This is a genomic window from Candidatus Effluviviaceae Genus I sp., from assembly GCA_016867725.1.
In the GTDB taxonomy this organism is placed as follows: Bacteria; Joyebacterota; Joyebacteria; order Joyebacterales; family Joyebacteraceae; genus VGIX01.
Genome location: VGIX01000001.1, coordinates 123,156 through 148,031 on the forward strand (window position 1 = coordinate 123,156; position 24,876 = coordinate 148,031).

At 70.6% G+C, this 24,876-nt stretch carries 21 protein-coding genes; all 21 read right to left on the minus strand.

The genetic code is table 11. The features are described from left to right. Window positions 1-12 precede the first annotated feature (12 nt). The 21 genes from FJY74_00485 to FJY74_00585 all read right to left on the minus strand — a co-directional run bounded on the left by FJY74_00485 (window position 13) and on the right by FJY74_00585 (window position 24,876). Window positions 13-966, minus strand: coding sequence for an ROK family protein (locus FJY74_00485; GenBank protein ID MBM3306795.1), 954 nt, complete (start codon window positions 964-966; stop codon window positions 13-15). A gap of 6 nt (window positions 967-972) precedes the next feature. Then, window positions 973-2,091 (minus strand): sn-glycerol-3-phosphate ABC transporter ATP-binding protein UgpC, encoded by a 1,119-nt coding sequence (ugpC, locus tag FJY74_00490; GenBank protein ID MBM3306796.1) that lies wholly within the window; start codon window positions 2,089-2,091, stop codon window positions 973-975. A 20-nt stretch (window positions 2,092-2,111) separates the two neighbouring features. Beyond that, complete coding sequence (locus FJY74_00495) at window positions 2,112-3,428, minus strand: bifunctional folylpolyglutamate synthase/dihydrofolate synthase (protein MBM3306797.1); 1,317 nt, start codon at window positions 3,426-3,428, stop codon at window positions 2,112-2,114. Continuing rightward, entirely contained in the window at window positions 3,400-4,302 is a 903-nt protein-coding gene (locus tag FJY74_00500) for an acetyl-CoA carboxylase carboxyltransferase subunit beta (protein MBM3306798.1), read from the minus strand. Before FJY74_00500 ends, FJY74_00495 begins: the two co-directional genes overlap by 29 nt. Window positions 4,303-4,352: 50 nt before the next feature. After that, window positions 4,353-5,150 carry a purine-nucleoside phosphorylase gene (locus FJY74_00505; protein MBM3306799.1) on the minus strand — a complete coding sequence of 266 codons (798 nt, stop codon included), beginning with the start codon at window positions 5,148-5,150 and terminating at the stop codon, window positions 4,353-4,355. Beyond that, on the minus strand, window positions 5,147-5,650 hold the full coding sequence (gene rimI, locus FJY74_00510; GenBank protein MBM3306800.1) for a ribosomal protein S18-alanine N-acetyltransferase: 504 nt from the start codon (window positions 5,648-5,650) through the stop codon (window positions 5,147-5,149). The genes FJY74_00505 and rimI overlap by 4 nt, the downstream gene beginning before the upstream one ends. Next, window positions 5,650-6,318, minus strand: a complete 669-nt coding sequence (tsaB, locus tag FJY74_00515; GenBank protein ID MBM3306801.1) for a tRNA (adenosine(37)-N6)-threonylcarbamoyltransferase complex dimerization subunit type 1 TsaB — start codon at window positions 6,316-6,318, stop codon at window positions 5,650-5,652. Before tsaB ends, rimI begins: the two co-directional genes overlap by 1 nt. A gap of 4 nt (window positions 6,319-6,322) precedes the next feature. Beyond that, window positions 6,323-6,820 carry a tRNA (adenosine(37)-N6)-threonylcarbamoyltransferase complex ATPase subunit type 1 TsaE gene (gene tsaE / locus FJY74_00520; GenBank protein MBM3306802.1) on the minus strand — a complete coding sequence of 166 codons (498 nt, stop codon included), beginning with the start codon at window positions 6,818-6,820 and terminating at the stop codon, window positions 6,323-6,325. Between the two features lie 2 nt (window positions 6,821-6,822). Further along, a complete protein-coding gene (locus tag FJY74_00525) occupies window positions 6,823-8,385 on the minus strand; it encodes a response regulator (protein MBM3306803.1) in 1,563 nt (520 codons plus the stop codon). A gap of 50 nt (window positions 8,386-8,435) precedes the next feature. Beyond that, window positions 8,436-9,713: a HAMP domain-containing histidine kinase gene (locus FJY74_00530; protein MBM3306804.1), complete on the minus strand. Its 1,278-nt coding sequence runs from the start codon at window positions 9,711-9,713 to the stop codon at window positions 8,436-8,438. 96 nt (window positions 9,714-9,809) lie between these two features. After that, entirely contained in the window at window positions 9,810-11,081 is a 1,272-nt protein-coding gene (gene serS / locus FJY74_00535) for a serine--tRNA ligase (GenBank protein MBM3306805.1), read from the minus strand. A 41-nt stretch (window positions 11,082-11,122) separates the two neighbouring features. Then, the gene (locus tag FJY74_00540; GenBank protein ID MBM3306806.1) at window positions 11,123-12,280 is read right to left on the minus strand and encodes an undecaprenyl/decaprenyl-phosphate alpha-N-acetylglucosaminyl 1-phosphate transferase; all 1,158 of its coding nucleotides are present in this window, start codon (window positions 12,278-12,280) and stop codon (window positions 11,123-11,125) included. 123 nt (window positions 12,281-12,403) lie between these two features. Next, complete coding sequence (locus FJY74_00545; GenBank protein ID MBM3306807.1) at window positions 12,404-13,363, minus strand: GDP-mannose 4,6-dehydratase; 960 nt, start codon at window positions 13,361-13,363, stop codon at window positions 12,404-12,406. A gap of 213 nt (window positions 13,364-13,576) precedes the next feature. Further along, complete coding sequence (locus FJY74_00550) at window positions 13,577-13,789, minus strand: hypothetical protein (GenBank protein MBM3306808.1); 213 nt, start codon at window positions 13,787-13,789, stop codon at window positions 13,577-13,579. Next, window positions 13,786-17,103, minus strand: a complete 3,318-nt coding sequence (locus tag FJY74_00555; protein MBM3306809.1) for a glycosyltransferase — start codon at window positions 17,101-17,103, stop codon at window positions 13,786-13,788. Before FJY74_00555 ends, FJY74_00550 begins: the two co-directional genes overlap by 4 nt. Further along, entirely contained in the window at window positions 17,100-18,539 is a 1,440-nt protein-coding gene (locus FJY74_00560) for an O-antigen ligase family protein (GenBank protein ID MBM3306810.1), read from the minus strand. The genes FJY74_00555 and FJY74_00560 overlap by 4 nt, the downstream gene beginning before the upstream one ends. Further along, window positions 18,536-20,005, minus strand: a complete 1,470-nt coding sequence (locus tag FJY74_00565) for an oligosaccharide flippase family protein (GenBank protein MBM3306811.1) — start codon at window positions 20,003-20,005, stop codon at window positions 18,536-18,538. Before FJY74_00565 ends, FJY74_00560 begins: the two co-directional genes overlap by 4 nt. Before the next feature lie 27 nt (window positions 20,006-20,032). Continuing rightward, window positions 20,033-21,238 carry a hypothetical protein gene (locus FJY74_00570; GenBank protein ID MBM3306812.1) on the minus strand — a complete coding sequence of 402 codons (1,206 nt, stop codon included), beginning with the start codon at window positions 21,236-21,238 and terminating at the stop codon, window positions 20,033-20,035. Window positions 21,239-21,281: 43 nt separating this feature from the next. Beyond that, window positions 21,282-22,919 carry an SLBB domain-containing protein gene (locus FJY74_00575; GenBank protein ID MBM3306813.1) on the minus strand — a complete coding sequence of 546 codons (1,638 nt, stop codon included), beginning with the start codon at window positions 22,917-22,919 and terminating at the stop codon, window positions 21,282-21,284. A 94-nt stretch (window positions 22,920-23,013) separates the two neighbouring features. Then, the gene (locus FJY74_00580; GenBank protein MBM3306814.1) at window positions 23,014-23,538 is read right to left on the minus strand and encodes a dTDP-4-dehydrorhamnose 3,5-epimerase family protein; all 525 of its coding nucleotides are present in this window, start codon (window positions 23,536-23,538) and stop codon (window positions 23,014-23,016) included. A 9-nt stretch (window positions 23,539-23,547) separates the two neighbouring features. After that, window positions 23,548-24,876, minus strand: a complete 1,329-nt coding sequence (locus tag FJY74_00585; GenBank protein MBM3306815.1) for a UDP-glucose/GDP-mannose dehydrogenase family protein — start codon at window positions 24,874-24,876, stop codon at window positions 23,548-23,550.

A 24,876-nucleotide genomic window follows, 5' to 3' on the forward strand; every position in this document is an offset into this window, starting at 1 on the left:
CGGAGGCCCGCGTCAGGCGGGCGTCCGGAAGTGGTGTGCGGCGAGCAGCGCGGCGCCCACGACGCCGGCCGTCTCCCCGAGGAGAGCCGGCACGACCTTCGGGAGCCGCCACGGAGGGCCGGCGACGCGCGCCGCCATCTCCGTCCGCGCGGGCGAAAGGAGGCTCTCCCCGGCCGACGCGACGCCGCCGCCGATGACGATGACCTCGAGGTCCAGGATCTCGACGAGGTTCGCAAGCCCCACGCCAAGGAGGCGCCCGGTCTCCTCCATCACGCCCAGGGCGGCGGCGTCGCCGCCCGCCGCGGCCTGGCCGACGTCCTTCGCGGTCAGCGCCCCGGCGCGCGCCGCGGCGGCCAGCGCCGACGACCCGCCGCGCGCGCGCTCCGCCGCCCGCGCCACGATGGCGTCCGCGCTCACGAGCCGCTCGAGGCACCCCGTGCCCCCGCACGCGCACGCCGGCCCGTCGAGGTCGATCGTCGCGTGCCCCACCTCGCCGGCGAAGCCGTGCGACCCGCGGTACAGCCGGCCGCCCAGGATGAGACCGCCGCCGACCCCGGTCCCGATCGTGAGCACGGCGGCATTCCCGGCTCCGCGCGCCGCCCCGGCCCGGTGCTCCGCGTACGCCGCGGCGTTCGCGTCGTTCTCCACGAGCGTCCGCGCGCCCAGCGCCTCGGACAGCAGACGCGCGAGCTCGACGTCCCGCCACGACGGCAGGTTCGGCGACAGGCGGACGACGCCCCGCGCGCCGTCCACGAGGCCCGCGCAGCCGACGCCGCACGCGTTCGGCCGCGCTTCCCCGCCGGGCCGCTCGAGCTCCTCGACGAGGCCCGCCGCGGCCGCGACGGCGTCGGCGGGGTCCCCGCCGGACCATGCCCTGAGCAGGAAGGCGGCGACTGTCCCCTCGTCGGAAACGAGCGCCGCCTTCACGTTCGTGCCGCCGATGTCGATGCCCAGGCAGTGCGGCAAGGCTGCTCACTCCCCCGCGCCGAACAGGAGCGATCTGCCGGTACCCTTGTCGAAGAAGTGCGCGCGCGACATGTCCAGGAGCAGGTCGATGTCCGTGTTGAGCGCCGGGGGGGTGCGCACGTCGACGCGCGCGACGAGCGGCCTCTCGCCCATGGTCACGTAGAGGTAGATCTCGTTGCCCATCGGCTCGACGACGTCCACGTGGGCGCGGATCCTGGCCGACGCCGGGAACCGGCTCGCGTCCGCCGGCTCATGGATGTCCTCGGGCCTGATGCCGAGCACGATCTCGCGCTCGCCGTGCGACGCCAGGACGCCGCCCGGGTCGTCCGCCACGGGCGCCGAGAAGTCGCCGGCGACGAACACGGTCCGCCCGTCGCGCCGCGCGAGCGCTCCCTCGATGAAGTTCATCGCGGGGCTCCCGATGAACCCCGCCACGAACTGGTCCACGGGGCGCTGGTAGACGGTCAGCGGCGCGGCCACCTGATGCGCGACGCCGTCCTTCATGACGACGATGCGCGTCCCCATCGTCATGGCCTCGACCTGGTCGTGCGTGACGTAGATGATGGTCGCCTTGAGCCGCTCGTGCAGCTTGATAATCTGCGTCCTCGTCTGCACCCTGAGCTTGGCGTCGAGGTTCGAGAGCGGCTCGTCGAACAGGAAGACCTTGGGCTTCCTGACGATCGCCCGCCCCACGGCCACGCGCTGCCGCTGGCCGCCGGAGAGCGCCTTGGGCCTCCGGTCGAGGAGCGCCGAGATCTCGAGGATCTCCGCCGCCTCGCGCACGCGCGCGTCGATCTCGGCCCTGGGGTACTTCCGGAGGCGGAGGCCGAAGGCCATGTTCTCATACACGGTCATGTGCGGGTAGAGCGCGTAGTTCTGGAAGACCATCGCGATGTCGCGGTCCTTGGGCGGGACGTCGTTCACGAGAAGGTCGTCGATGTGGATCTCGCCCGAGGTCACCTCCTCGAGGCCGGCGACCATCCTGAGGAGCGTGGACTTCCCGCACCCGGACGGTCCGACGAGCACGACGAACTCCCGGTCCTCGACCACGAGGTCCATGTCCTTGACGGCGACGACGTTGCCGTCGAAGACCTTCGAGACCTTCTTCATGACCACCTTGGCCATCGGAACCTCCAGAACCCGGCTCACGCCTCCGCCGGCCGGCCGACTCCCAGGCTCGTGAGAACGTCGCCGACAGTGTAGTGCGAACCCGTGACCAGGACAAGGTCGCCCTCCCGCGCCTCGTCGAGCGCGCTCCTGAGCGCCGCCCCCGCCGAGGGGACCACGCGGGCCGGGATGCCGAGTTCGCCGGCGGCCGCCGCGACGTCCTCGGGCGCCGCGGCGCGCGGCGTGGACGGGCGCATGGCCACGAGGCTGTCCGTGATGTCCGCGAGCGCGCCGAGGAACCCCCGCGCGTCCTTGTCCGCCATGATCCCCAGCACGACGATGAGGCGGTCGAAGTCGAACACCTCGTCGACCGCCGCCGCGAGCGCGGCCGCCGCGTCGGGATTGTGCGCGACGTCGGCGACGACCGTGGGCCGTCGCTCGAGGATCTGCAGCCTCCCGAGGACGCCGGCGTCCGACAGGCCGCGACGCAGCGCGGCCTCGGACAGGCGGAAGGCCCCGAGGCCGGCAAGCTCGTGGAGGGCGACGAGCGCGGCCCGCGCGTTCGCGATCTGATGCCTCCCGAGCATCGACACGCGGAGCGACTCGTACCGCGTCCCCAGGCACTCGACGTCGAAGACGCTCCCGTTCGCCCCGACGCGCGCCTCGCCCAGGCGCGACGCGGCCGCGATGTCCACGAGGCGCGCCCGCCTCGCCGCGGCCGCGCCGCGGATGACGTCCAGCGCGTCGCCCTCCGCGCCGCAGACGACGACGCCCCCGTCGCGGACGATGCCGGCCTTCTCCGCCGCGATCGACGCGAGGCTGCCCCCGAGGACGTCGGTGTGGTCCAGCGCGATCCTCGTGATGACCGACAGGGCGGAATCGAGCGCGTTCGTCGCGTCGAGCCGCCCGCCGAGACCGACCTCCGCGACCACCAGGTCCGCGCCCCGCTCGGCGAAGTGCACGGCGGCCGCCGCGGTCACGATCTCGAAGAAGGTCGCCTCGATCTCGTCGGCGGCAGGCTTGAGCCGCTCGACGATCTCGAGGACGGTCGGAGGCGGTATCGGCGCGCCGTCCACCGTGATGCGCTCGGTGAAGTCCACGACGTGGGGCGAGGTGTACAGGCCCGTGCGCAGCCCGTGCTCGGTGAGCACGCGGGCGATCATGGTGGAGGTGGAGCCCTTCCCGTTCGTCCCGGCGACGTGGACGATGCGGAACGCGCGGTCCGGCCGACCCGCCGCCTCGAGCAGCCTCTCGACCCGCTCGAGGCCCGGCTTCATCACGAAGCGGTGGCGGGCGAAGAGCCAGTCGAGGCACGAGCGGTAGCTGTCAAAGGCCCTGCCGTCGCGCTTGGTCAAGCGCATCCTCCGCGCGGTCGCGCCCCTCATCGGCGAAGAAGGCGAGCACTCTCGATACGGTCCGCTTGAGGTCCTTGCGGCGCACGACCATGTCCACCATGCCGTGCGAGAGCATGAACTCGGCCCGCTGGAAGCCGCCGGGCAGGTCCTGCTTGATCGTCTGCTGGATGACCCTCGGGCCGGCGAAGCCGATGAGCGCGCCGGGCTCGGCGATGATGATGTCGCCGAGCGAGGCGAAGCTCGCGGTCACTCCGCCGGTGGTCGGGTGGGCCTGGATGGCGATGTGCAGAAGCCCCTCCTCGTGCAGCCTCGCGAGCATGGCGCTCGTCTTCGCCATCTGCATGAGCGAGAAGATACCCTCCTGCATCCGCGCTCCGCCCGTGCTCGAGACCGTGACGAGCGGCACGCGCTCTTCGATGGCCATGCGCGTGAGCCGCGCGATCTTCTCGCCCATCACGGAGCCCATGCTCCCGCCGAGGAACGCGAACTCGAGGAGCGCGAGCATGGCGAGATGCCCGTCGATCCTGCCGCTCCCGGTGTGCACGGCCTCGTTGAGCCCGGACTTGCGCTTCGCCGCGTCGAGCCGGTCGGAGTATCGCTTGGAGTCGACGAAGCCCAACGGGTCCGTGGGCTCGATCCCCGAGAGAAGCTCAACGAAGCTCCCCTCGTCCACCAGGAGGTCGCGGTACTGCTCCGCGCCGATCTGGAAGTGATAGCCGCACCGGGCGCAGGTCCACAGGCCGCGCTCGAGCTCCTTGTGGTAGATGATCTCGCCGCACCCCTCGCACTTGCGCCACAGGCCGTCGGGCACCTCGCGCCTGGGCGCTTCCTTGATGGCGGGCTTCCTTCGCTTGAGCCACGGCACCTGGTCCATAGCCCCTCCGGGAACGAGTCGGATCGCCGCGCACGCGGGCGCCTCGGCGATTATAGCCGCTCCGCGACCCCCTCGACGAGCGAAAGGAGCTTCCTCGATCCGGCGCGGCCGGCCCTGAGGACCTCCCCGTGCGTCGTGCTCGTGAAGCGGCCGGGAAGCGGGACGTTCGTGATGAGCGAGAGGCCGAGCACCTCCATGCCGGCGCCCGCCGCGGCCGCCGCCTCGGAGACCGTCGACATGCCGACGGCGGAGGCCCCGAGCCTCCGGGCCAGCGAGATCTCCGCCGGCGTCTCGTAGGCCGGCCCGAGCGACCCGAGGTACACGCCCTCGCGAAGCGCGATGCCGCGCGCCGCGCCGACGTCCCGCGCGAGCGCCGCGAGGCGCGGCGAGTACGCGGGCGCGCGGCCCGTCGGCGCGCCGGCCGTGCGGCATCGCCCGCCGAGGAGCGATATCTGATCGACGATGAGCATCACGTCCCCGACCGAGAAGCCCGGGTCCACGCCGCCCGAGGCGTTCGTGAGAGCGAGCGCGACGACCCCGAGGCGGCGCAGCGCGCGCACGGCGAACACGACCTCGTCGGGGCCACGCCCCTCGTAGTGGTGCACGCGGCCGGAGATCACGAGCGCCGGCTTCGACGCGATCGTGCACGAGACGACGGCGCCGTCGTGCCCCCCGACTCCGGGAACGGGGAAGCCGGGCACGTCCGCGCACCGCGCGCGGGCGATGACCTCGACACCGTCCAGGAACGACGAGAGCCCGGAGCCGAGCACGATGCCGAGCGTCGCGCCGCCGAACCCGGCCCGCCCCAGCCAGTCCACGGACCGCGCGAGCCGGTCTCTCGAGGTCATGCCACGCCCTCCGCGCCCGGGCCGTCGGCCGCCTCGCCGAACTCGCGGAACATGACGAGCGCGTGCTCGCCGTTGTCCTCGTAGTACCCGCGGCGGATCGCGACGCCGCGGAACCCGCACCGCTCGTAGACGGCGATGGCGCGGGCGTTCGACACGCGCACCTCGAGCGCCGCGTGCCGGATGCCGCGCCCGGCCGCCGCGGCGAGCGCCGCCGCCACGAGCCGGGCGCCGAGGCCCTCGCCCTGTCTGTCCGGTCGGACCGCGAGATTGCCGATGTGGAGCTCGTCGACGACGTGCCAGGCGACGAGGTACCCCTCGACGCGACCGCCCTCCTCGGCGACGAACGACATGGAGCGCGTGTCCCCGGAGACCTCGTTCTCGAACGACTGCCTCGACCACGGCATCGCGAAGACCGCCTGCTCGATCTCGCAGACGGCGTCGAGGTCGTCCGCGGTCATCGGCCTCACGGTCACGGGGTCCGACACGGCGCGCGCGTCCATCACACGCCCCGGAGGTAGATGGGCTCGAGCGCGTCGAGGTCGGGCGGAGGAGCAGCCGAAGCGCCCTCGACCATCGCCGCGATCGCGCGCGCCGAGGGCCTCTGCAGCTCCTCCGACGGGAAGCGCGCCGCGTCCCCGAGCGCCCGCATGAGCTCGTCGCGGTACGCTACGGCCCCGGTGCCGACGAGGAGCACGGGCTTCCCGGCCGCCGCGCCGGCCACGCGCGCGGCGAAGGCGTCCGGCGGCTCGGCGGCGTCATCGAGAAGGCGCCGGGGCGCCCGCCCCAGCACGAAGAGCGCCCCGTAGACCTCGCCGCGCCTGGCGTCGAGCGCCGCGCCCACGAGCTCCCCCTCGTCCCGGGCGCTCCGCGCGAGGGCCTCGAGCGTCGGCACCGGCCGCACGGGCACGCCGGAGACCGCCGAGAGCCCCTTGGCCGTCGCGAGACCCACCCTGAGGCCCGTGAAGCGCCCCGGCCCGATCGAGACGCCGATGGCGTCGAGCGCCCTGAGGTCCGTCCCGGACTCGCGAAGCGTCTCGGCGATGGCGATGATGAGCTCCTCGGCGCGGCCGCGGCCGGCGGCGAGCCGTCGCGCGGCCAGGACCTCGCCGCCCTCGACGACGGCGACGTCCTCGACGGGTGTTGAGGTCTCGATCGTGAGCACGCGCATCGCCCTACTCCCTCCCCCGTCCGCTCGCCCAGCGGTCAGCCGCCTCGACCGCCGGCGCGTGGGCCGGCCCCGTCGCCGTGAGGGTCACGCGGCGGACCTCCGCGTCCACGAGCTCGAGCGAGACGTCCAGCCGGTCCTTCGGCAGGAGCTCGGGGACGCGGTCCGCCCACTCGACGAGCGCCACGCCTTCGCCGTAGAAGAGCTCGCGATACCCGAGCTCGTGGAGCGGCCCGGCGTCCGACAGGCGGTACAGGTCAACGTGGATGACGGGCACGCGGCCCGCGTACTCGTTGACGATGACGAAGCTCGGGCTCGACACGACCCCGGAGCAACCGAGCCCCAGCGCGATGCCCTGCGCGAGGACGGTCTTGCCGCTTCCCAGCTCCCCGAGGAGCCCCACGAAGCCGCCCGCCGGAAGGGCGCGGCCGAGCGCGCGGCCGAGCTCCCGCGTCTCGTCGGGCGACCGCGTGACGATCGCGTGAGGGCCGGCGCGGCGCGTCATCGTCAGGCCTTCGGAAGCATGACCGCGCAGGGAAGGACCATCTCCTCGAGCGAGATCCCGCCGTGCTGGAAGCTTCCCTTGTACTGGCGCTCGTAGCGGTGGAAATCGGTCGGGTACACGAAGTAGTAGTCCTCCTTCGCGATCGCGTACTGCTTGCTCGCCCCGTCGCTCGGCAGCTTGAAGCGGGCCGGGTTCGTGATGAGGAACGTCTCCTTCTCGTTGCACCCCAGGTTGCTCCCGAACTTGTAGCGGAGGTTCGTCGAGGTCTCTCGGTTCCCGCGCACGAGCGCCGCGCGCCTGCCGAGCGTCACGCCGTGGTCCGTCGTGAGGACGACGGCCGCCTTGTGCCTGGCCATCTCGATGAGGATGTGATAGAGGGCCGAGTGGTTGAACCACGACCGCACGAGCGAGCGGAACGCCGCCTCGTCGGGCGCGATCTCCTGGAGGATCTCCGACTCGGACCGCGAGTGCGAGAGGATGTCGACGAAGTTGTACACGAGCGACACGAGCGAGAGCCCGCGCATCGAGGACATCTGCCGCCGGACGTTGTCCGCCTCGTCCTTCTCGTAGATCTTCACGTACTTCGGCTCCGGCGTCAGGCGGACGCCGAGCCGATCGAGCTGCGCGTCCATGAGCTGACGCTCGTAGCGGTTCTTGCTGAACTCGTCGCGCGCGGGCGTGGCCCAGAGGTCCGGGTACTTCTCGCCGAGCTGCGAGGGATAGAGCCCGCTGAAGAGCGCGTTCCGCGAGAACGGCGTCGCGGTCGGGAGGATCGAGTAGTAGTAGTGGTTCGTGATGTCGAAGAACGACTCGAGACTCGTCGCGATGCTCAGCCAGTGGTCCAGGCGCATGCAGTCGAGCACGACGAAGTAGACCTTCTCCCTGGCCTTGAGCCTGGGCGCCACGAACGTCCGCACGACGTCCACCGAGAGCGGCGGCCGGTCCTTCGCGTCGTTGACCCACCCTTCGTAGTTGGCGACCACGTAGCGCGAGAACTCGGCGTTGGCGCTGTGCTCGAGATCGTCGTGCGCCTGCCGGAGCCCCGGGTCGCGGAACCGGTCGAGCTCGAGGTCCCACGACACGAGGCGCGTGTACAACTGGATCCAGTCCCGCCAGCCGAGCGGGTCCATGATGCTGCCGCGCAGCTCGGACGAGTCCTGAGCGTACCGCTGGGCCAGCTGGTCCTGGAGGATGCGCTGGCCGTCGAGGAGCCGCTTGATGGCGAGGAACACCTGCGAGGGCTTCACGGGCTTGATGAGGAAGTCGTCGATGCGCCGGCCGAGCGCGTCGTTCATCAGCTCCTCTTCCTCGCTCTTCGTGACCATCACGACGGGAACGGCCGGGTCGATGGCCTTGATCTCGCCCAGGGTCGTGAGTCCGTCCATGCCGACCATCATCTCGTCGAGCAGCACGATGTCGTAGCGGACCTTCTTCAGAAGCTCGATGGCCTCGCCGCCGCCCGGCGCGGGCGTGACGTCGTAGCCCTTCTGCTCGAGGAATATCATGTGCGGCCGAAGCAGGTCGATCTCGTCGTCGACCCAGAGGACCTTCCTGGAACCGTTCATCCACTCCTCCACCCTGACCCCGGATGCGGCATGGGAGGCGCCGCGCCCTTCTAGGTCGCAGGAAGCGAGATGACGAAGGCCGTGCCCTTCCCGGGCTCGGTCCACGCCACGTAGAGACGCCCCTTGTGGTACTCCTCGACGATCCTCCGCGAGAGCGCAAGCCCGAGCCCCCAGCCCTTGCGCTTCGTGGAGTAGCCGGGCGCGAACACCCGGCGACGGTCGCCCGGCGGCAGGCCGCGGCCGCTGTCCTTGATGACGACCTCGACCACGCCGTCCCTGGGCACGTGCCGCGCGGAGATCTCGATGCGACCGCCGTCCTCGCCGAGCGCCTCGGCGGCGTTCTTCACGAGGTTCTCGATGACCCACTCCATGAGCTCGCGGTTGATGTCCACGAGCGGCACGTTCTCGTAGTTCTCCTCGATGGTGATGCTCCTGCCGAGACCGTGCAGCCGCCGTCGGAGGTAGTCGAGCGCCTCGCGGAGCACCCCGACGACGTCCTGCCGCCTGGTCCGCGGCGTCGAGCCGATCTGGTTGAAGCGCAGCGAGATCTTCTCGAGGCGCTCGAGGTCGCGCTGCATCTCGTCGGTCATGCGGACGAGCGCGTCCGGGTCGCTGTCCGCGCGCGTGGACTCCCGGATGAGCTCCACCCAGCCCATGAGCGACGAGATGGGGGTCCCAAGCTGGTGCGCCGTCTCGCGCGCCATCCCGATCCAGATGGACCGCAGCTCCGCGAGCTTCGCGTTCCTGAACCCGAGGAACCCCAGGAGCACGACGATGCCGAACGCGGCGAGCTCGAGCGCCGGCACGTAGCGCATCTCGCGGATCATGCTGGACTCGCCGTAGTGCACATATCCGAGGGCAGGCTGGTTAGGGTGATGGGTCATCGGAATGGGCTCGTTGATCCTGTCGATGTCGCGCGCGAGCGCCATGACCTGCCCGAGCCTCGTGGAGTCGGGGGTCGCCGGGTGGGCGCGCAGGTACTCCTCGTGCGTCACGTCGTAGGGATCGAAGCCCACCGGCAGGTTCTTCCAGGTGATGGGCACGCCGCGGACGTCGGTGATCACGATGGGGAAGTTGATGGTCTCGATGAGCTTGCCGAAGACGAGCCGGAGCTCCTCGTCCTCGCTCGCCGCGTAGGTCGCGCTCGCGCACAGGCTCGCGATCGAGCTCGAGAGCGTCTCGGCCTGGACCTCGAGGCGGCGGATGAGGCTGTTGGTGTAGAGGAAGATGGCGACGGCGATGACGAGGATGCCGACGAAGATGTAGGCCCTCGATCGCTGGAGCGCCAGCTCGTCGGCGTCGAGCCGCCACTGCCCGCCCTGTCGCATCGCTGCCTCCGGACGCGGAACACGGCCGTTCGGGTCACAGCATACCACAGGAGCGGGCCGCGCGAAAGCGGGCGGCCCGCGACGGGGCGCGGGAGGCTACGCGATCTCGGAGAGGCCGCTCACGTACGGGCGCAGCGCGTCGGGGACGACGATCGTGCCGCGGTCGGTCTGGTAGTTCTCGATCACGGCGATCACCGTGCGGGGCAGCGCGACGCCGGAGCCGTTCAGCGTGTGCACGAAGCGCGCCTTGCCGCCGCCCGCCGGGCGGTACTGGATCCCCGCGCGCCGGGCCTGGAAGTCCTCGAAGTTGCTGCACGAGGAGACCTCGAGCCAGCGGCCGCAGCCCGGCGCCCACACGTCGAGGTCGTAGCACTTCGCGGCGGAGAACGAGAGGTCGCCCGTGCACAGCGCCTTCACGCGGTACGGAAGGTCGAGGCGCTGGAGAATGGACTCGGCGCACGCCGTGAGCGACTCGAGCTCGTCGTACGAGGTCTCCGGCTCCACGAGCTTGACCATCTCGACCTTGTCGAACTGGTGCACGCGCACGAGCCCGCGTGTGTCCTTGCCGTACGAGCCCGCCTCGCGGCGGAAGCACGGCGTGTAGGCCGTGTAGCGGACGGGAAGCCGCTCGCCGGGCAGGATCTCGTCGCGATGGATGTTCGTGAGCGGCACCTCCGCGGTCGGGATGAGGAAGAGCTCGTCGCCCTCGCAGCGGTACATGTCGCTCTCGAGCTTCGGCAGCTGGCCCGTGCCGACCATCGAGTCGCGGTTGGCGACGAACGGCGGCGAGATCTCCGTGTACCCGTGCTCGGTCGTGTGGACGTCGAGCATGAACCGTATGAGCGCACGCTCGAGCAGGGCGCCCACTCCGACGAAGGTCACGAAGCCCGACCCCGCGATCTTCGAGGCGCTCCGGAAGTCGAGAATGCCCAGGGCCTCGCCGATCTCCCAGTGCGGCACGGGCTTCGCGGCGAGCGGGTGCGGGTCCCCCCACGACCGGACCGTGACGTTCTCGTCCTCGGTGGCGCCGACGGGGACGCTCGCGTGCGGGACGTTCGGGATGGTGAGCTCGAGCGCGCGCACCTGCTCGCGCGCCGCGGCGATGCGCTCGTCGTGCTCCTTGATGCGCGCAGAGACGCCCCGCATCCTCTCGACGATCTCCGAAGCGTCGCCGCCCTCGCGCTTGAGCGCCGCCACCCGCTCGCTCGCCTCGTTGCGCTCGCGCTTGAGATCGTCGGCCGCGACGAGAAGCCCGCGGAGCTCGGCGTCCAGCTCGAGCAGACGGTCGAGGTCGGCCTTCTCCCCCTTGTCGCGGATCGCCGCGCGGACGACGTCGGGGTTCGCACGGATGAACCTGAGATCGAGCACGGGCGCATCCCCTGCGCGTCGCGACTCGCGCGACGGCGCGTTCAGCGCACTTCGACGGTCTCGCTGGGACGCCGAGAGCGCCGCCCGCCGGTATAGACCCGGTCCCGGGGCACGAGGATCGCGAGGTCGTCACGGTCCGGGATCCGGATCGCGACGCGGCGCGCGCCCGGGGCGGACTGCACCATGCCCGCGGTCACCGGAACGCGGAAGAGCCTGAGGCCTAGGAACGCCATGCCCCCCGCGGCCGCGATGGTCGCCAGGGGCAGGACCACGGGGCTCCGACCCATGAAGCGGGACACGACGACGGCCGTCGCGGTGAGCGACAGCGACATGATGTAGATGGCCAGGGCCGTCTGGCGCGAGCTCAGTCCCAGGCGCGCGAGGCGGTGCGAGCTGTGGTCGCGCCCGCCCTCGGAGAGCCTCCGCCCGTCCATGAGGCGGGACACGGTCACGAGCGTCGCGTCGAAGATCGGGTAGCCGAGCATGAGGACCGGCACGAGAAGGGACGACGCGCCCGTCCCCGCGTTCGCCACGGCGCGCAGGGACAGCCCGCCGACGACGTACCCGAGGAAGAGGCTGCCGGCGTCGCCGAGGAAGATCGAGGCCGGCGACGAGTTGTACCGCAGGAAGCCGAGCGCCCCTCCGGCCACGGAGATGGCCGCGATGGCCGTGGGCACGTGGCCGTTGCCGAGCGCCAGCGTGAAGATGCCGAACGTGGCGATCGCGGCGAGCCCCGACGTGATGCCGTCCATGTTGTCGAGGAAGTTGAAGGCGTTCATGAGCCCGACCATCCAGAAGAGCGCGAGCCCGTAGGCCAGGGGAAGCGGCAGCGGGATGCCGTCGACCCCGCCCGACAGCAGCATCACGAGGGCGGCCGCGGACTGCCCGGCCAGCTTCGTGGCCGGCCGCATGCCGTTGGCGTCGTCGGCCAGCCCGAGCACGATGACCATGAGGCCGCCGGACATGAACCCGACGATCCTCGCGCTGTACGGGCACCGGATGAGGGCCAGCGCGGCCGAGGCGGAGGCCAGGCTCGCAAGCGCCACCGCGACGCCGCCCATGAGCGGCGTGGGGGTCGCGTGCACCTTCTGTCTGTTCGGGTAGTCGAGAAAGCGGAGGCGGGTCGCCAGGCTCCTGACCGCCGGGGTGAGCGCGATGACGGCGAGCATGGACAGCCCGAAGGCGCAGAGGAAGACCATGACAGCTCCCTGACCTACGTGTCAGATGTCGAACGGCAGTATTGTCAGGACACACACAGCTGTCAACTTCTTTCTCCGGGCCCACCCTCCAGCCGGCGGCCCCGCGGCGCTGCCGCGGCGCGCTCAGCTCTTGAAGTGCTCGATCACGCGCTCGAGGAGTCCGTCGAGCGAGACCCGCGGCTCGTAGCCGATCGCCGCGCGGATCTTCGCGAGATCGGGGACACGCCGCCGCATGTCCTCGAAGCCCTGCTCGTACGCCTTCTCGTAGGGGATGTACTCGATCGGGGACGCGCTTCCGGTCATCCGCTTGACCTTCGTCGCGAGTTCCTCGATCGTGACCTCCTCGTCGCTCCCGATGTTGAAGACGTTGCCGTTCGCCGCAGGCGTCTCGACGAGCCCCAGCACGCCGCGCACGACGTCCGACACGTCGCAGAAGCACCGCGACTGCTTGCCGTCGCCGTAGATGGTGAGCGGGTGGCCCAGCAGCGCCTGCTTCACGAATCTCGGGATGACCATCCCGTACTGCCCCGTCTGCCTAGGGCCGCACGTGTTGAAGCAGCGCACGATCACGACGGGCAGCTGCTTCTCCCGGTGGTACGCAAGCGCGAGGAACTCGTCCACCGCCTTGGAGTCGGAGTAGCTCCAGCGCGAGATGGTCGTCGCGCCGAGGATCCTGTCGTCGTTCTCCTTGCAGGGCTGCGAGTTCGCCTTCCCGTAGATCTCCGACGTGGAGAAGACGACGGTGGTGCGCTTGCTCTCGTTCGCGTGCTTGAGGACGATCTCCGTGCCGCGGATGTTCGTCTCGAGCGACTTGAGCGGGTTCTCGATGATGTAGGCCACGCCCACGGCGGCGGCCAGGTGAAAGACCGTGTCCACCTTCGAGGTGAACTCGCGGACGACGCGTTCGTCGAGGATCGTGTCGATCGTGTAGTGGAACCTCGGGTGGCTCTCCAGGTGTGCGATGTTCTCGTACCGCCCCGTGGAGAGGTCGTCGATGACCCACACCTCGTCGTTCCTCTCGAGGAGAGTCTCGACGAGATGGGAACCGATGAACCCGGCGCCGCCGGTCACGAGCGCCTTCACCCGAGCACCTCCACGGGGGTCGATGAGATCCGACGCCCCCGGCCTGGCCGACGGAGGCCGGAGACCGGGGAGCGACAGCGGTCCGAGTATACGCGGGCCCGCCGCGCCGAAGCAACCGGTTTTCCGTCGCCCCCATGACCCGTGAGCGCCGTTCGGTGCAAGGCCCGTGCCTCTCTTCGCGCCCGCCTCGCACCGACCGCCGGGCTCGGCCTGCTACGGCCCCTTCACACCTGGCGCGACGCCCTGTCGCAGGTGTCGCGAGTGGTCATACGACCCCGCGAACTGGAAGAGCGCCACGATGTGGTGCCACGCGCAGCCGTGCCTGTCAGCGCGCTTGACACTGCGCTCGAGAAACCCGAGTCCCTTCCGATCGAACACGCCACAGGCGCTGATCTCCCCGAGGTGCTCTCCCGCGTCGTGGCTCACGGTGATGACCTGTCCTTCGGTTCGATGCCTCCCATCGCCTCACGACCTTGGGCGCGGTGCTCGTCGCGGTCCCCCGTGAGTTCTTCGTAGACACCCTCCAGCTCACGGATCATCGCATCCTCCGTGAACGACGGATCAAGGTCCTCGCGCGCTCTCCTTACCATCTCAGCACGAAGGGCGGTGTCCCGGGCGAGGAGCGCCAGCCTGTCGACCATGACGTCCACGGCCCCCTCGGGGACAAGATAGCCGTTCAGCCCGTCGTGGACGCACTCGTCGATCCCGGAGATGTCGTACGAGACAACGGGAACCCCGGTCGCGAGGGCCTGCGGGATGACCCGCGGCAGTCCCTCCCACAGGGACGTCATGACAAGAACGTCCATGGCGCGCAGGAGATCCGGCACGTCGCCGCGAATCCCGGGAAGGAGCACACGGTCCTTGATCCCGGCGTCCGCCACCGCCCTCTCGACCTCGGCGCGTAGCGGGCCGTCACCGACATAGAGGAAGCGCGCGTTCGCGTGGCGCTTGAGAAGGCCCTCCGCAACGCGCACGAAGTCGAGCGGGTTCTTCTGCGGCGAGAGCCTGCCGACCGAGCCGACCAGAAGCTCTCCGTCGCCCACGCCGAGACGCGCTCGCACCGAACGCCCGATCTCCCGGTCCGGCGAGAACGCGTCCATCGGGATCCCGCTCCGGACGAGGCGGTACGCCTCCGGCCGTCCGATGCCGTGCTCGAGCCCGATGCGGATCGTCCGGTTCGACACGGCCACGAGCGGCCTCGTCCATGGCTGCATGAAACGCTCCAGAAGGACATACAGCCGCCGCACGGCCGGTCGCATCCGATCGTGGAACCCCCATCCATGCACCGTGTGCACGATGTGCGGGACGCCGGCCAACCGCGCCGCCACGCGGCCCACGATGCCTGCCTTCGAGCTGTTCGTGTGGACGATGTCGAACGCCCCGCGCCTCATCTGGACGAGGAGCTCGGCCGTGACGCGCACGTCGTCCCAGGGACTCACCTCGCGCACGAGCCTCGGGAACACGCGCACGACGATGCCGCGAGACCTCGCGTCGGCGCGCAGTGATCCCTCGGGCCCTGTCTGGGGACCGATCCAGAGGTGCGACTCGAATCGCGTGGGGTCAACCCGCGCCACCGACGCGATGGTGTGCTCCTGGGCGCCCCCCACGATGAGTCGCGTGATGACGTACAGGACCCGCGTCTTGGCAGCCTGTCCCGCGGCCCGGAGGTGTGTCCCATACACGGTCGCCATGGCGGAGCCGTAGTCGGCGCGCCGCGTGAGCCAAGCGCGCCCGATGTCCACAAGCGCCAGGAAGCGCCTCGGATCGTCGCTCACCTCGAGGATCTTGCGCGCGATGTCCGCGGGCGCCGCGCTGTCGACGAAGCAGTCCTCGAGCGACGCAGGGAGCGCCTCGGCGGCCCCGCTCACCCGCCGCACGATCGGCACGCTCCCCCGCGCCAGTGCGTCAAGCACTGCGAGTCCGAGACCCTCGTGGTCCGACAGGAGAAGGACGATGTCCGCCCGGTCCAGCTCCGCGGCGACGTCATCGACCGCACCGGCAAAGCGGACCATGTGAGCGATGCCGAGGTCCCCGGCGAGCCGGCGGAGTCGCTCCCCCTCACGGCCCTCCCCGATCACGCTGCATGAGAAGGCGGCGGGCCTCACCCGTTCGAGCTCCGCGACGGCCTCGAGGAACAGGTCCACGCGCTTGACCGGATGGAGCCGCGCGACCATCGCAAGCCGCACAGGCCTGCCTGGCACGAGCCTCTCGACCGGAGCGTCCGCGAACGGCACGGTCGGCGGGCTCTCGATGACCTCGGGGAGCGCTCCGCACCGCCCGAGGTAGGACTTCGCCTCCGCGACGGCGTCGGAGACGGCCAGGACTGCACAGGCGCGCCGAAGCACGAGCCACTCGACGAGCCGCCCCCACCACGGGAAGGCCTCGTCCACCCCATGCTTCGTTGAGACGACGGGAGCCCGTCCGCGGAAGCCCAGGAACGCGGCGACGTCGCCCGGGAGGAGATGGGAGTGAACGAGATCGGCATCAAGAAGAGCGGCGACATCCGCCGCCACCATCCACTCCCCGGGCCTCCGCCATCCGGACATCCCGACGAGATGGACCGGGACTCCGCGGCGCCTGAGACGCTCGCCGATCGGCCCGACGTGCGTGAGGCAGAGGATCTCGAACCTGTACGACTCGCGAGCCGGCCCCAGGACGAGCGCCTCGATGAGCCTCTGCGAGCCGCCATACTCCATGTTCGGCGTGACCATGAGGACCGTGGGCCTGCGGTCATCGGGCGTCCGCGGCAGCTGGGCCGGAAGGTCGACGAGTCTCGACGGATGCCCCGGCTGTCCTTCCCACGGAGCGTCCCACCGGAAGCGTCCCAGCGCTCGCGAGAGCAGCCGGTAGATGGCCCCGCGCCGAGCGGAGGAGCGCCGTCGCCCCCTCGGCCCCAGGAAGGCGAGGGTCGCGTAGAGCCACGCGCGGAGCGCGGCGCGGGCGCGCCAGAGCGCCCTCACGCGGGACGCCGGCACACCCTCGCCGTCGCAGAAGTACCGGAAGTCGGAGAGAACGCGCGCCGTGAAGGCCTGCGCTTCGACCCCGGACGTTGACGCCCCTCCATCGTGCCTGAACGTCGCCGCCGGGACGACCGCCACGCGGAGGCCCTTCCGTCTGGCGCGCCGACACCACTCCACGTCCTCGCTGTAGAGGAAGAAGCCCTCATCCATCGGCCCGAGCGCGGTCAGGGTCTCGCGCCGCAGCGCCATGACGCTCCCGGACACGGCCTCGGTCTCAACCACACCGGCCGCCGTCGCGGCGCCGACAGGCGACCGGACGCCCCGACGCGGGGGCAGGAAGACGGCCTCTCGCAGGATGTCAATGGGCCGCGGAAGCGCGCGGAACGAGTTCGGATCCGGTCGTCCGGAGCGCGTGAGCGCCACGCCTCCGAAAAGCCCGAACCCGCGTTCGGCACGGACGGCGCGCGCAAGCGCTTCGAGAGAACCGGGCGTGGGCGCCACGTCAGCGTTCATGATGATGTACACGTCGCCACGCGCCGCTTCGAGGCCGCGGTTCACTCCGGCGGCGTAGCCGCGGTTCTCCTGCCCCCGGACGAGCCGAACGCCGGGGAGCGCCTCGGCAATGCGGTCGGGGCTCCCGTCGCCGGACGCGTTGTCCACGACGACGATCTCTGCGTCCAGGCCGTCCGCTTCGCGGACGATGGCCCGCAGCGTCTCAACGACCTTCCCACCGCCGTTGAAGTTGACGATGATGACGGAGACACCGACCGTCGCGCTCATGCGGCTTCGCCTCCTCCCGCGGCCGTGGCCGTGCTCGCTTCCACCGCTCCTGGACCGCCGGGCGCCAGCCGAAGCGCCTCCGCCGCAGCATAGAAGAGCCAGAGCACGGAGTTCGTGCTCACGTTGGCGGCGGGTATGAGCTGCGCCTGCGCGAAGAAGACCACCGCGCCGATCAGCAGGGCTGTTCCGACACGCGCACGGTCGGGCGAGCGCGACCGGTCGTTTCTCAGGGCGTGCACGTTGCGGATGAACCGGACAAGCAGCGCAACGTAGAGCGAAAGGCCGACCAGCCCCAGCGCGACGGCCCTCTGGAGGAAGTAGTTCTCCGCCGTGTAGGCGACCGGGTCAGCCCGCGTGATCCGGTACTCCCCCTGCATGGCGCTCCGGATCCCCCCCCAACCGACCCCGAGAAGCGGGTGGTCGCGGATGATCATGAACGACTGCTCATAGGTCACCAGACGAGCGGCCGTCGTGGCCGCGTCCCCCTTGAGCATACGCTCGAGCTTGGCCACGAGCGGCGGGGGTGCGAGCACCGCAAGGGCGATCACGGCAGCGACAAGCGCTGCCACCAGCCGCCGGGAGCGGAGCGCCAGCACGGCGGCGACGAACGATGCCAGGACGCCCACGACCCCGCTGGCGGAGTACGTGAGGAGGTTCGCGGCCACGGCGAGCCCTGCGAGCGCGAGGAGAACTCCTCGCCTCGCCGCGCTCCGCGCGCCGGCGGCGAGGCCCAGCGAGAGCCCGAGAGCGATGGACATGTAGTGGGAGAAGTGAAGCGGGTGGTCCATCGTCGAGAAGACGCGCAGGAACGGCGTTCCCCGCAGGTCGTACGCCGTGGCCCGGTATCCCCAGGCCGGCACGGGCGCCCCGTACGGAAGGGAAGCCTGGTAGAAGCCGTAGAGCGCCGGCACCACGAGACTCGCCGCGACGGCGGCGAGCGCGCGCAGAGCATCCTCGGGGGTCCTGATGATCGACGCCGCGAGGGCGAAGACCACGAGCTGCATGACGATGCGGTAGACGGAGGCCACGCCCCAGAACACGTTGGAGGCGGTGTAGAGACCTACGAGGGAGAGCAGCATGATGGCGCCGATGACCCGAAGCGACGCGCTCTCTCTGAGAGGCCGCGCGATCCCATCCCGTCGGATCACGGCCGCGAGGAGGATGATCGCCAGGAAGTCGATCGGGTACGCCGACACCGTGCCCGCGATACTGAACGACAGAGGCTCCTTGAGCGGCAGCGTGAGCAGAACGAGGTACCACATGCCGCGAATCGCCCCGAAGCGCCAGACGAGGAACCCCGCGACCGCCGCGCCTCCCACGACGAGCGACACGGCGAACGGCGCGAACGCGACGCCGAGCGCGATCGCCGCGATGGCGACCGCGAACACGGCCCATGGGCATCCGAGGGCCCGCCGTGCGACGCCCCGCTCGATCACCGCTCCCCTCCGTCCCCGCGCGGACCCCGAGCGAGGTTGGCCGGCGCCAGCCACTTCGCGCACTCCGTCCGCGCGACCCCATCGATGCCGAGCCACACGGCGGCGTAGACGGCCGCGAGGAGGACCCCGAGCGCGACAACGGCGCCGACACCGACGTCCGGCGGGAGACCTCGGGCCGCGCCGGCCGCCAGCGGCGCCACCGCCGCAGCCGCAACGAGGGGGCGCGCCACCGCGCGACCGAGTTCCCGCGCGGGAGCGCCGAGGAGGCGGAGCGCCGCCGCCCATCCCGCGATGCTCGACGCGAGCATGGCGAGCGCCATGACGAGTGCCACCCCCAGGATCCCCGCCCACCGCGCCGCCGCCCACACGCCGGCAGCCGCGAGCGCGAAGCGAAGCGCCGAGATCCTGCGGAAGACGGCCGGGCGCCCGATGCCCACGACGAGATCCTCCGAGAGCGAGGAGAACGAGTGAAACAGGCCCAGAAACGCCAGGACCGTCAGCGCGCCCCGCGCGTCGAGCCACTTCTCACCGTACGCCGCCTCAAGGAAGCGGCCTCCGAGCGAGGCCACGCCGATGACGAAGAGAGACCCCAGGGCGCAGGCGTACGACGTCGCCCGCAGGAAGAGCGCCGTGCGGTCTCCGGCCGTCGCCTTCCCCGACGCATACGACGGCAGGAGCACCGTGTTCAGCGCACGGACGGCATAGCTTGCCGGCACGCTGGCGAGCGTGAACGCGAACGCGTAGGTGCCAAGCTCCCGTGTGCTGAGGATCTTCCCGATGGCCACCCGATCGACACCCTGGTAGAGGAAGACGAGCAAGGTCCCCCCGAGCACCACCCAACCCACGCTCAGGTCCGCCCACGCCAGTGACCGATCGAAGCGGAAGCGCGGCCGCCACGGTGACTGGATCCAGTACGCGATCATCTCCCCGGCGGCGGCGGCGGCTTCCGCCCCGGCGAGAGCCCACACGCCGGCGCCCCGAGTGGCGAGCACGAGCGCCGTGGCGGCGTAGACGGCCGATCCGGCCAGTCCGGGCGCCAACTGCTTCGAGAAGGCGAGGTCCTTCTCGAAGCGCCTCGAGGGAACCGTCTGAAGCGCGCGAAAGAGAACGACGAGCGAACACAGGCGATACGGCCCCGCGAGGTCCGTCTGACCAAACACGACGCGGAGGAGCGGCGCGGAGACCCAGGCCAACGCCAGGAAGAGCACGCCGAGCGCGAGCGACAGGATGAAGATCGTGTCGCTCGCCTCGTCGACGCGCTCACGCCGGAGAAGGAGCGCCTGACCGAGGCCGAACCCCTGGAAGAGGGTGAACCCGTTGACAACCACGAAGATGGCCGCGAACTGCCCGAATTCCTCGGGGGCAAGCATGCCGCCGAGAAGGAGGAACGAGAGGTAGCGGGCGGCCCTTGCCAGGGCCATGGTGCTCACGACCCACAGGAATCCCCGTGCCACGATGCGCTTCATCGGCGTTCCCGTGTGCGGCGACAAGGGCTAGCGCCCGCCGCGCATGTGGGCCAGTCGGCGGGCCGCTCGGAAGAGCGCTGCCAGCTCGGGCGCAGCGCCCGCGCTTCGCGCCTTCCACTCGTCCTCCGAGCGGAGGATGACGTCGCAGGCGAACGCGATCCCGGCCCCTGCGATCGCGGCCAGGATCACGGTGAGCGCAACGATGAGACTTCTGCGGGGCCGCGACTTCCTGATCGGAGGCACCGCCCTGTCGACGACCTGGATCGTGCGGAGGTCCTTCGCCTCCTGGATGCGGGACTCCTCGTACTGCGCCGTCAGGTACTCGTGGACCTTCTCCTTGACCAGCACGTCTCTCGTGAGCCTCGCGTACTCGACGCCGAGCTTCGGGATCTGAGAGAGGGGAAGGAAGACGGCACCAGATGCTTCGTCGCCGGACTGCGGTGTCGCACCAGCCAGGCTCCCGATCTTCGCGTCGAGCTCGCCGATCCGCGTCTCAAGCTCCACCATGCGAACGTGGGCCGGCGCCGCATAGTCGCCGAGGATGCCGCGCTCAACCTCGAGCCTCACGCGCTCGGCCTCCAGCGTTGCCGCGGCCTCCACGCTCACGCGAGTCTGCTCGGTCAGCTCGATCACGCCATGGCGTTCCTGAAACGACTGGAGCGCCGCAGTCGTTTCCCTGAGGAGCGCGTCATTCTCGTCGCGGCACCGGCTGATGAACTCCGTCGTCAGGCGGGCCTGTTCGATGCTCGTCGTCCTGTTGTAGGCGTCCAGAAGATCCACGAGCGCGTTCGCCATCTCGGCCGCGCGGTCCTTGCTGCGATCCTCTACCCGGACCTCGATGAGGCCCTCCGGGGTGCTGTCCACCTTCACGTGCTGCGCAAGCCGGCGGATCGCGTGCTCCCTCGTCCGCGAGCGGTACACTCGCGCGAGGTCGAATCGGTCGACCAGCTGCTCGCGCAGTCGCCTGCTCTTCAGGATGCCGATCGTGACATCGAGCGACGGCGTGTCCGACGCCAGTCCCATTCCGGCGAGGTCAATGCCCAGGCGCGACGTGATCTGTACGAGGCTTGACCGTGCCTCGGACTCCTGCGGCGGGAGGATCGTCGAGCTCGCAGCATACCACGTGGGAAGGACGAGGCTCACCGCCACCGAGACGACCACCGCCGCCAGGACCAGTCGGTAGATGAGGGTCTTCCACTCGAGGAGCACATCGAGCATCGGCTTCGAGGTCACGCTTCCTGCCTTCCTCCACGCTCGGGCACGCGGCAGTGACCTGCTACTTCGTGGCCTGGTTGATGAGAAGGTACGCGGTCGCCAGCGAGCCGGCGAAGGACGCGATGTCCCTCGCGGTCCTCCACCAGTCGGACTCCGGCCGCTCGGGGACCCAGACCTCGTCGCCGGGCAGGATCGGGCCGGCTTCCCGCGCGGTCAGACGCTGCCCCGTGGCCGCCCGCACGACGCGAGTTCCGGTCCTCTTCGCCTGGGACGCGAACCCGCCCGCCCGTGCCACGTAGTACCGAGCGTCCTTCCCCGGCGCGAAGGCAACGTGCCCGGGGCGCGTGACGCGCCCGCTCACGGTCACGGTCGTGATCGCTCTCGGCACGAGGATCCGATCGCCGTCCCTCAGGAGGGGGTCGTTGGACGCGCCGGCGACGAGCAGGCCCTCGAAGTCGGCCACGACCGTTCCCTCGAGCTCGGTCGACTTCGCCTTGAAGTAGGCGTACTCGGTCTCCGTCATGTCGCCGGCGGTCATCGTCTTGAGCCGCTCGAGCTCGGCGTCCATGTCCGCCGCCCCCTGACGGCGCACGAGTCTCGCGTTGCGCAGGGATGCCGCCGCCGTCGGCCCGCCGGCCCGGGCAAGAACGTCGGACAGGCGGTCGATCCCCTCGTTGATGCCATACACGCCGGGGTGGACGAGTTCGCCCTCCGCGGAGACGAAACGAACGACCCGCCACTCGCTCCGCTGCTGCACGTAGACCTGATCGCCGTCCACGAGCGGGACCGCGGCGCCGTCCGAGCCTGTGAGGTCCACGACGCGGGCACCCGTCTTCACGTCGTCCCTGAACGTCCTGAGCTCGACGGTCTCAGTCACCGCGCCTCGGACGAAGCCTCCTGCCAGGGCGATGAGCGACCCGACGGTCTCTCCGTCGGTCAGCTCGTACCGCCCCGGTCGGGCAACGCCCCCATAGGCGTGAACGAACAGGGTGGCGAAGGGCACGAAGATGACATCGCCGTCCAGGACCGGCGGGTTTGACTTGATGTCACCGGTGTTCCTGTATCTCGCGAGGTCGGCTCGTGCGGTGGAACCGTCCCGACGGGTGATGACGATGTTGCGGTCGCTCCCGCCGCTCAGCAGGCCGCCGGCCTTCCCAACAAGCTCGCTCGTGAGATCGAGGGCCGTTGCGGAGTACTCCCCCGGCGCCGCAACGGCCCCGAGGACGTTGACCCACATGGTCCTGAGCCCGACAAGCGACACGCTCACGTCCATGCCGTGGTAGAGCTTCCCCAGACGAGCCTCGACGTCGGCCTTGAGCGCCGCGAGCGTCCGTCCCGCCGCGGGAATGGGAGCGACCCCCGAGAGGATCAGATCTCCCTCCGGGGTGATCGTCTCGCGCCAACTCAGGACGGTTCGTCCCCAGAGCGCGATGGAGATACCGTCGCCCGGCCCGACGATGTAGGTGTCGGGATCGACCGGTCCGCGGAGCGCCGGCGGCTCCTTCAGCGGAGAGGCCGCCGAGGCTGCGGGCGAGATGCCTGCGGCGCTCGCGCCCTGCGCGGCAGCCAGGCCGAGAGCCGCGGCATCCCTGCTGCCGTCCACGCCGTGTCCTGCCGACGCGGCAAGCGCGATCGTGAGGACCGCGACTGCGATCACGTGCATCTCGCGCAGGTTCAGGGTCTTGCCTCCCTCGCGCACGGGCGCCCCTCGGGGCGACCGAGTATGGTGGACGCGTCTCGCCGCGGTCAAGGTCGTTCGCCGCGCGGATCCGCTTCGCCGCGGTCCGCCGTTCCTAGCCGTCCTTCGCCGTCCAGTCGTACGGCACGCTCGGGTCGTGCGGGTCCACCCGGTACTCGTCCGGCGAGCCGTAGTCGTACGGCTCCGTCGGGCAGTTCACGAGGAACCCGGGCTCCGCGCCCACGGCCTTCATCCCGTGCAGCACGCCGGGCGGGATCGTGATGAGGAGCGGGTTCGTCTCGCCCATGAAGAACTCGTTGACCTCGCCGCGCGTGGGCGAGTCGGGACGGTCGTCGTACAGCACGACCTTCACCATGCCCTTCACGATGACGAAGTAGTCGGTCTGCACCTTGTGGTAGTGCCACCCCTTCACGACGCCCGGATAGACGACCGACAGGTACACCTGCCCGAACTTCCTGAAGATCGCGTCGTCCGCCCTCAGCATCTCCATGAGGTACCCGCGCTCGTCCGGGATCGGCCGGAGCGCCTTGTGCTCCACGCCGTGGATGAGCCGCTTCGCCCTGACGCCGCTGGGGAGCCCCCGCGGCCCCGAGCCCGCGCCCCGGTTGTCGGCACCCATCGTACCTCCCTATCGTCCGCCGACGGGCGGTCTACCCCGGCCGACGCCCACGTAGACGAACCCGTACGGCTCGACGTCCTCCGGCCGGTAGACGTTCCGAAGGTCCACGAGCACGCGCTCGGCCATCGCGCGGCCCAGCCGCTCGAAGTCGAGCCGCCTGAACTCGTTCCACTCCGTCACGATGACGAGCGCATGCGCCCCCACGGCCGCCTCGTGCCGGTCGCCGACGTACGTGACGTCCGGCAGGACGGCGCGCGCGTTCTCCATCGCCACGGGGTCGAACGCCCGGACCGTCGCGCCCCGGGCGACGAGGCCGTCGGCGAGCACGATGGACGCCGCGTAGCGCATGTCGTCCGTGTTCGGCTTGAACGCAAGCCCGAGGAGCCCCACGGTCTTCCCGCGGACGTCCCCGCCCACGGCGGCGACGACCTTGTCCACCATGCGCTCCTTCTGCGACTCGTTGACCTCAACGGCCGCCCGCACGACGCGCGCGTCCTCGCCGGCGGCCTCCGCGATGCGCACGAGCGCCTTCGTGTCCTTCGGGAAGCACGAGCCGCCGAACCCGGCTCCGGCGTGCAGGAACTTCGAGCCGATGCGGTTGTCGAGGCCCATGGCATACGCGACGATGCGGACGTCGGCCCCGGTCCGCTCGCAGAGGTTCGCGATCTCGTTGATGAACGAGATCTTCGTCGCGAGGAAGGCGTTCGACGCGTACTTCACGAGCTCGGCGGTCTCGGGCGTCGTCTCGACGATCGGCGTGTGGATGAGGTACAGCGGCGCGTAGATGCCGCGGAGGAGCTCGAAGGCGCGCTCCGTGTCCGCGCCGACGACGACGCGGTCCGGGCGCATGAAGTCCTCGACGGCCGAGCCCTCGCGCAGGAACTCCGGGTTCGACGCCACGTCGAACTCGTGCCGCGTCGTCTGGGCCTGCTCGATGATGGCGCGGATCCTCCGGGCGGTCCCGACCGGAACCGTGCTCTTCTGCACGACGAGCCGGTAGCCGGTCATGTGCCGGCCGATCGCGTGGGCCGCGGCGTCGACCTGCGACACGTCCACCGCGCCGCCCTCGCCCTCGGGGGTCCCGACCGCGATGAAGACGACGTCGTGCTCCCTCACCGCCTCCGCGAGGTCCGTCGTGAACGAGAGCCGCCCCTCGCGCACGTTCCGCACGACGACCTCCTGGAGCCCCGGCTCGTAGAAGGGGATGCCGCCCTCGCGCAGCCGCGCGATCTTCTCCCCGACCTGGTCGACGCAGACCACCTGGTTGCCGAGGTCGGCAAGGCCGGCGCCCCCCACGAGACCGACGTATCCCGTCCCGATCATCGCGATCCTGTGCAT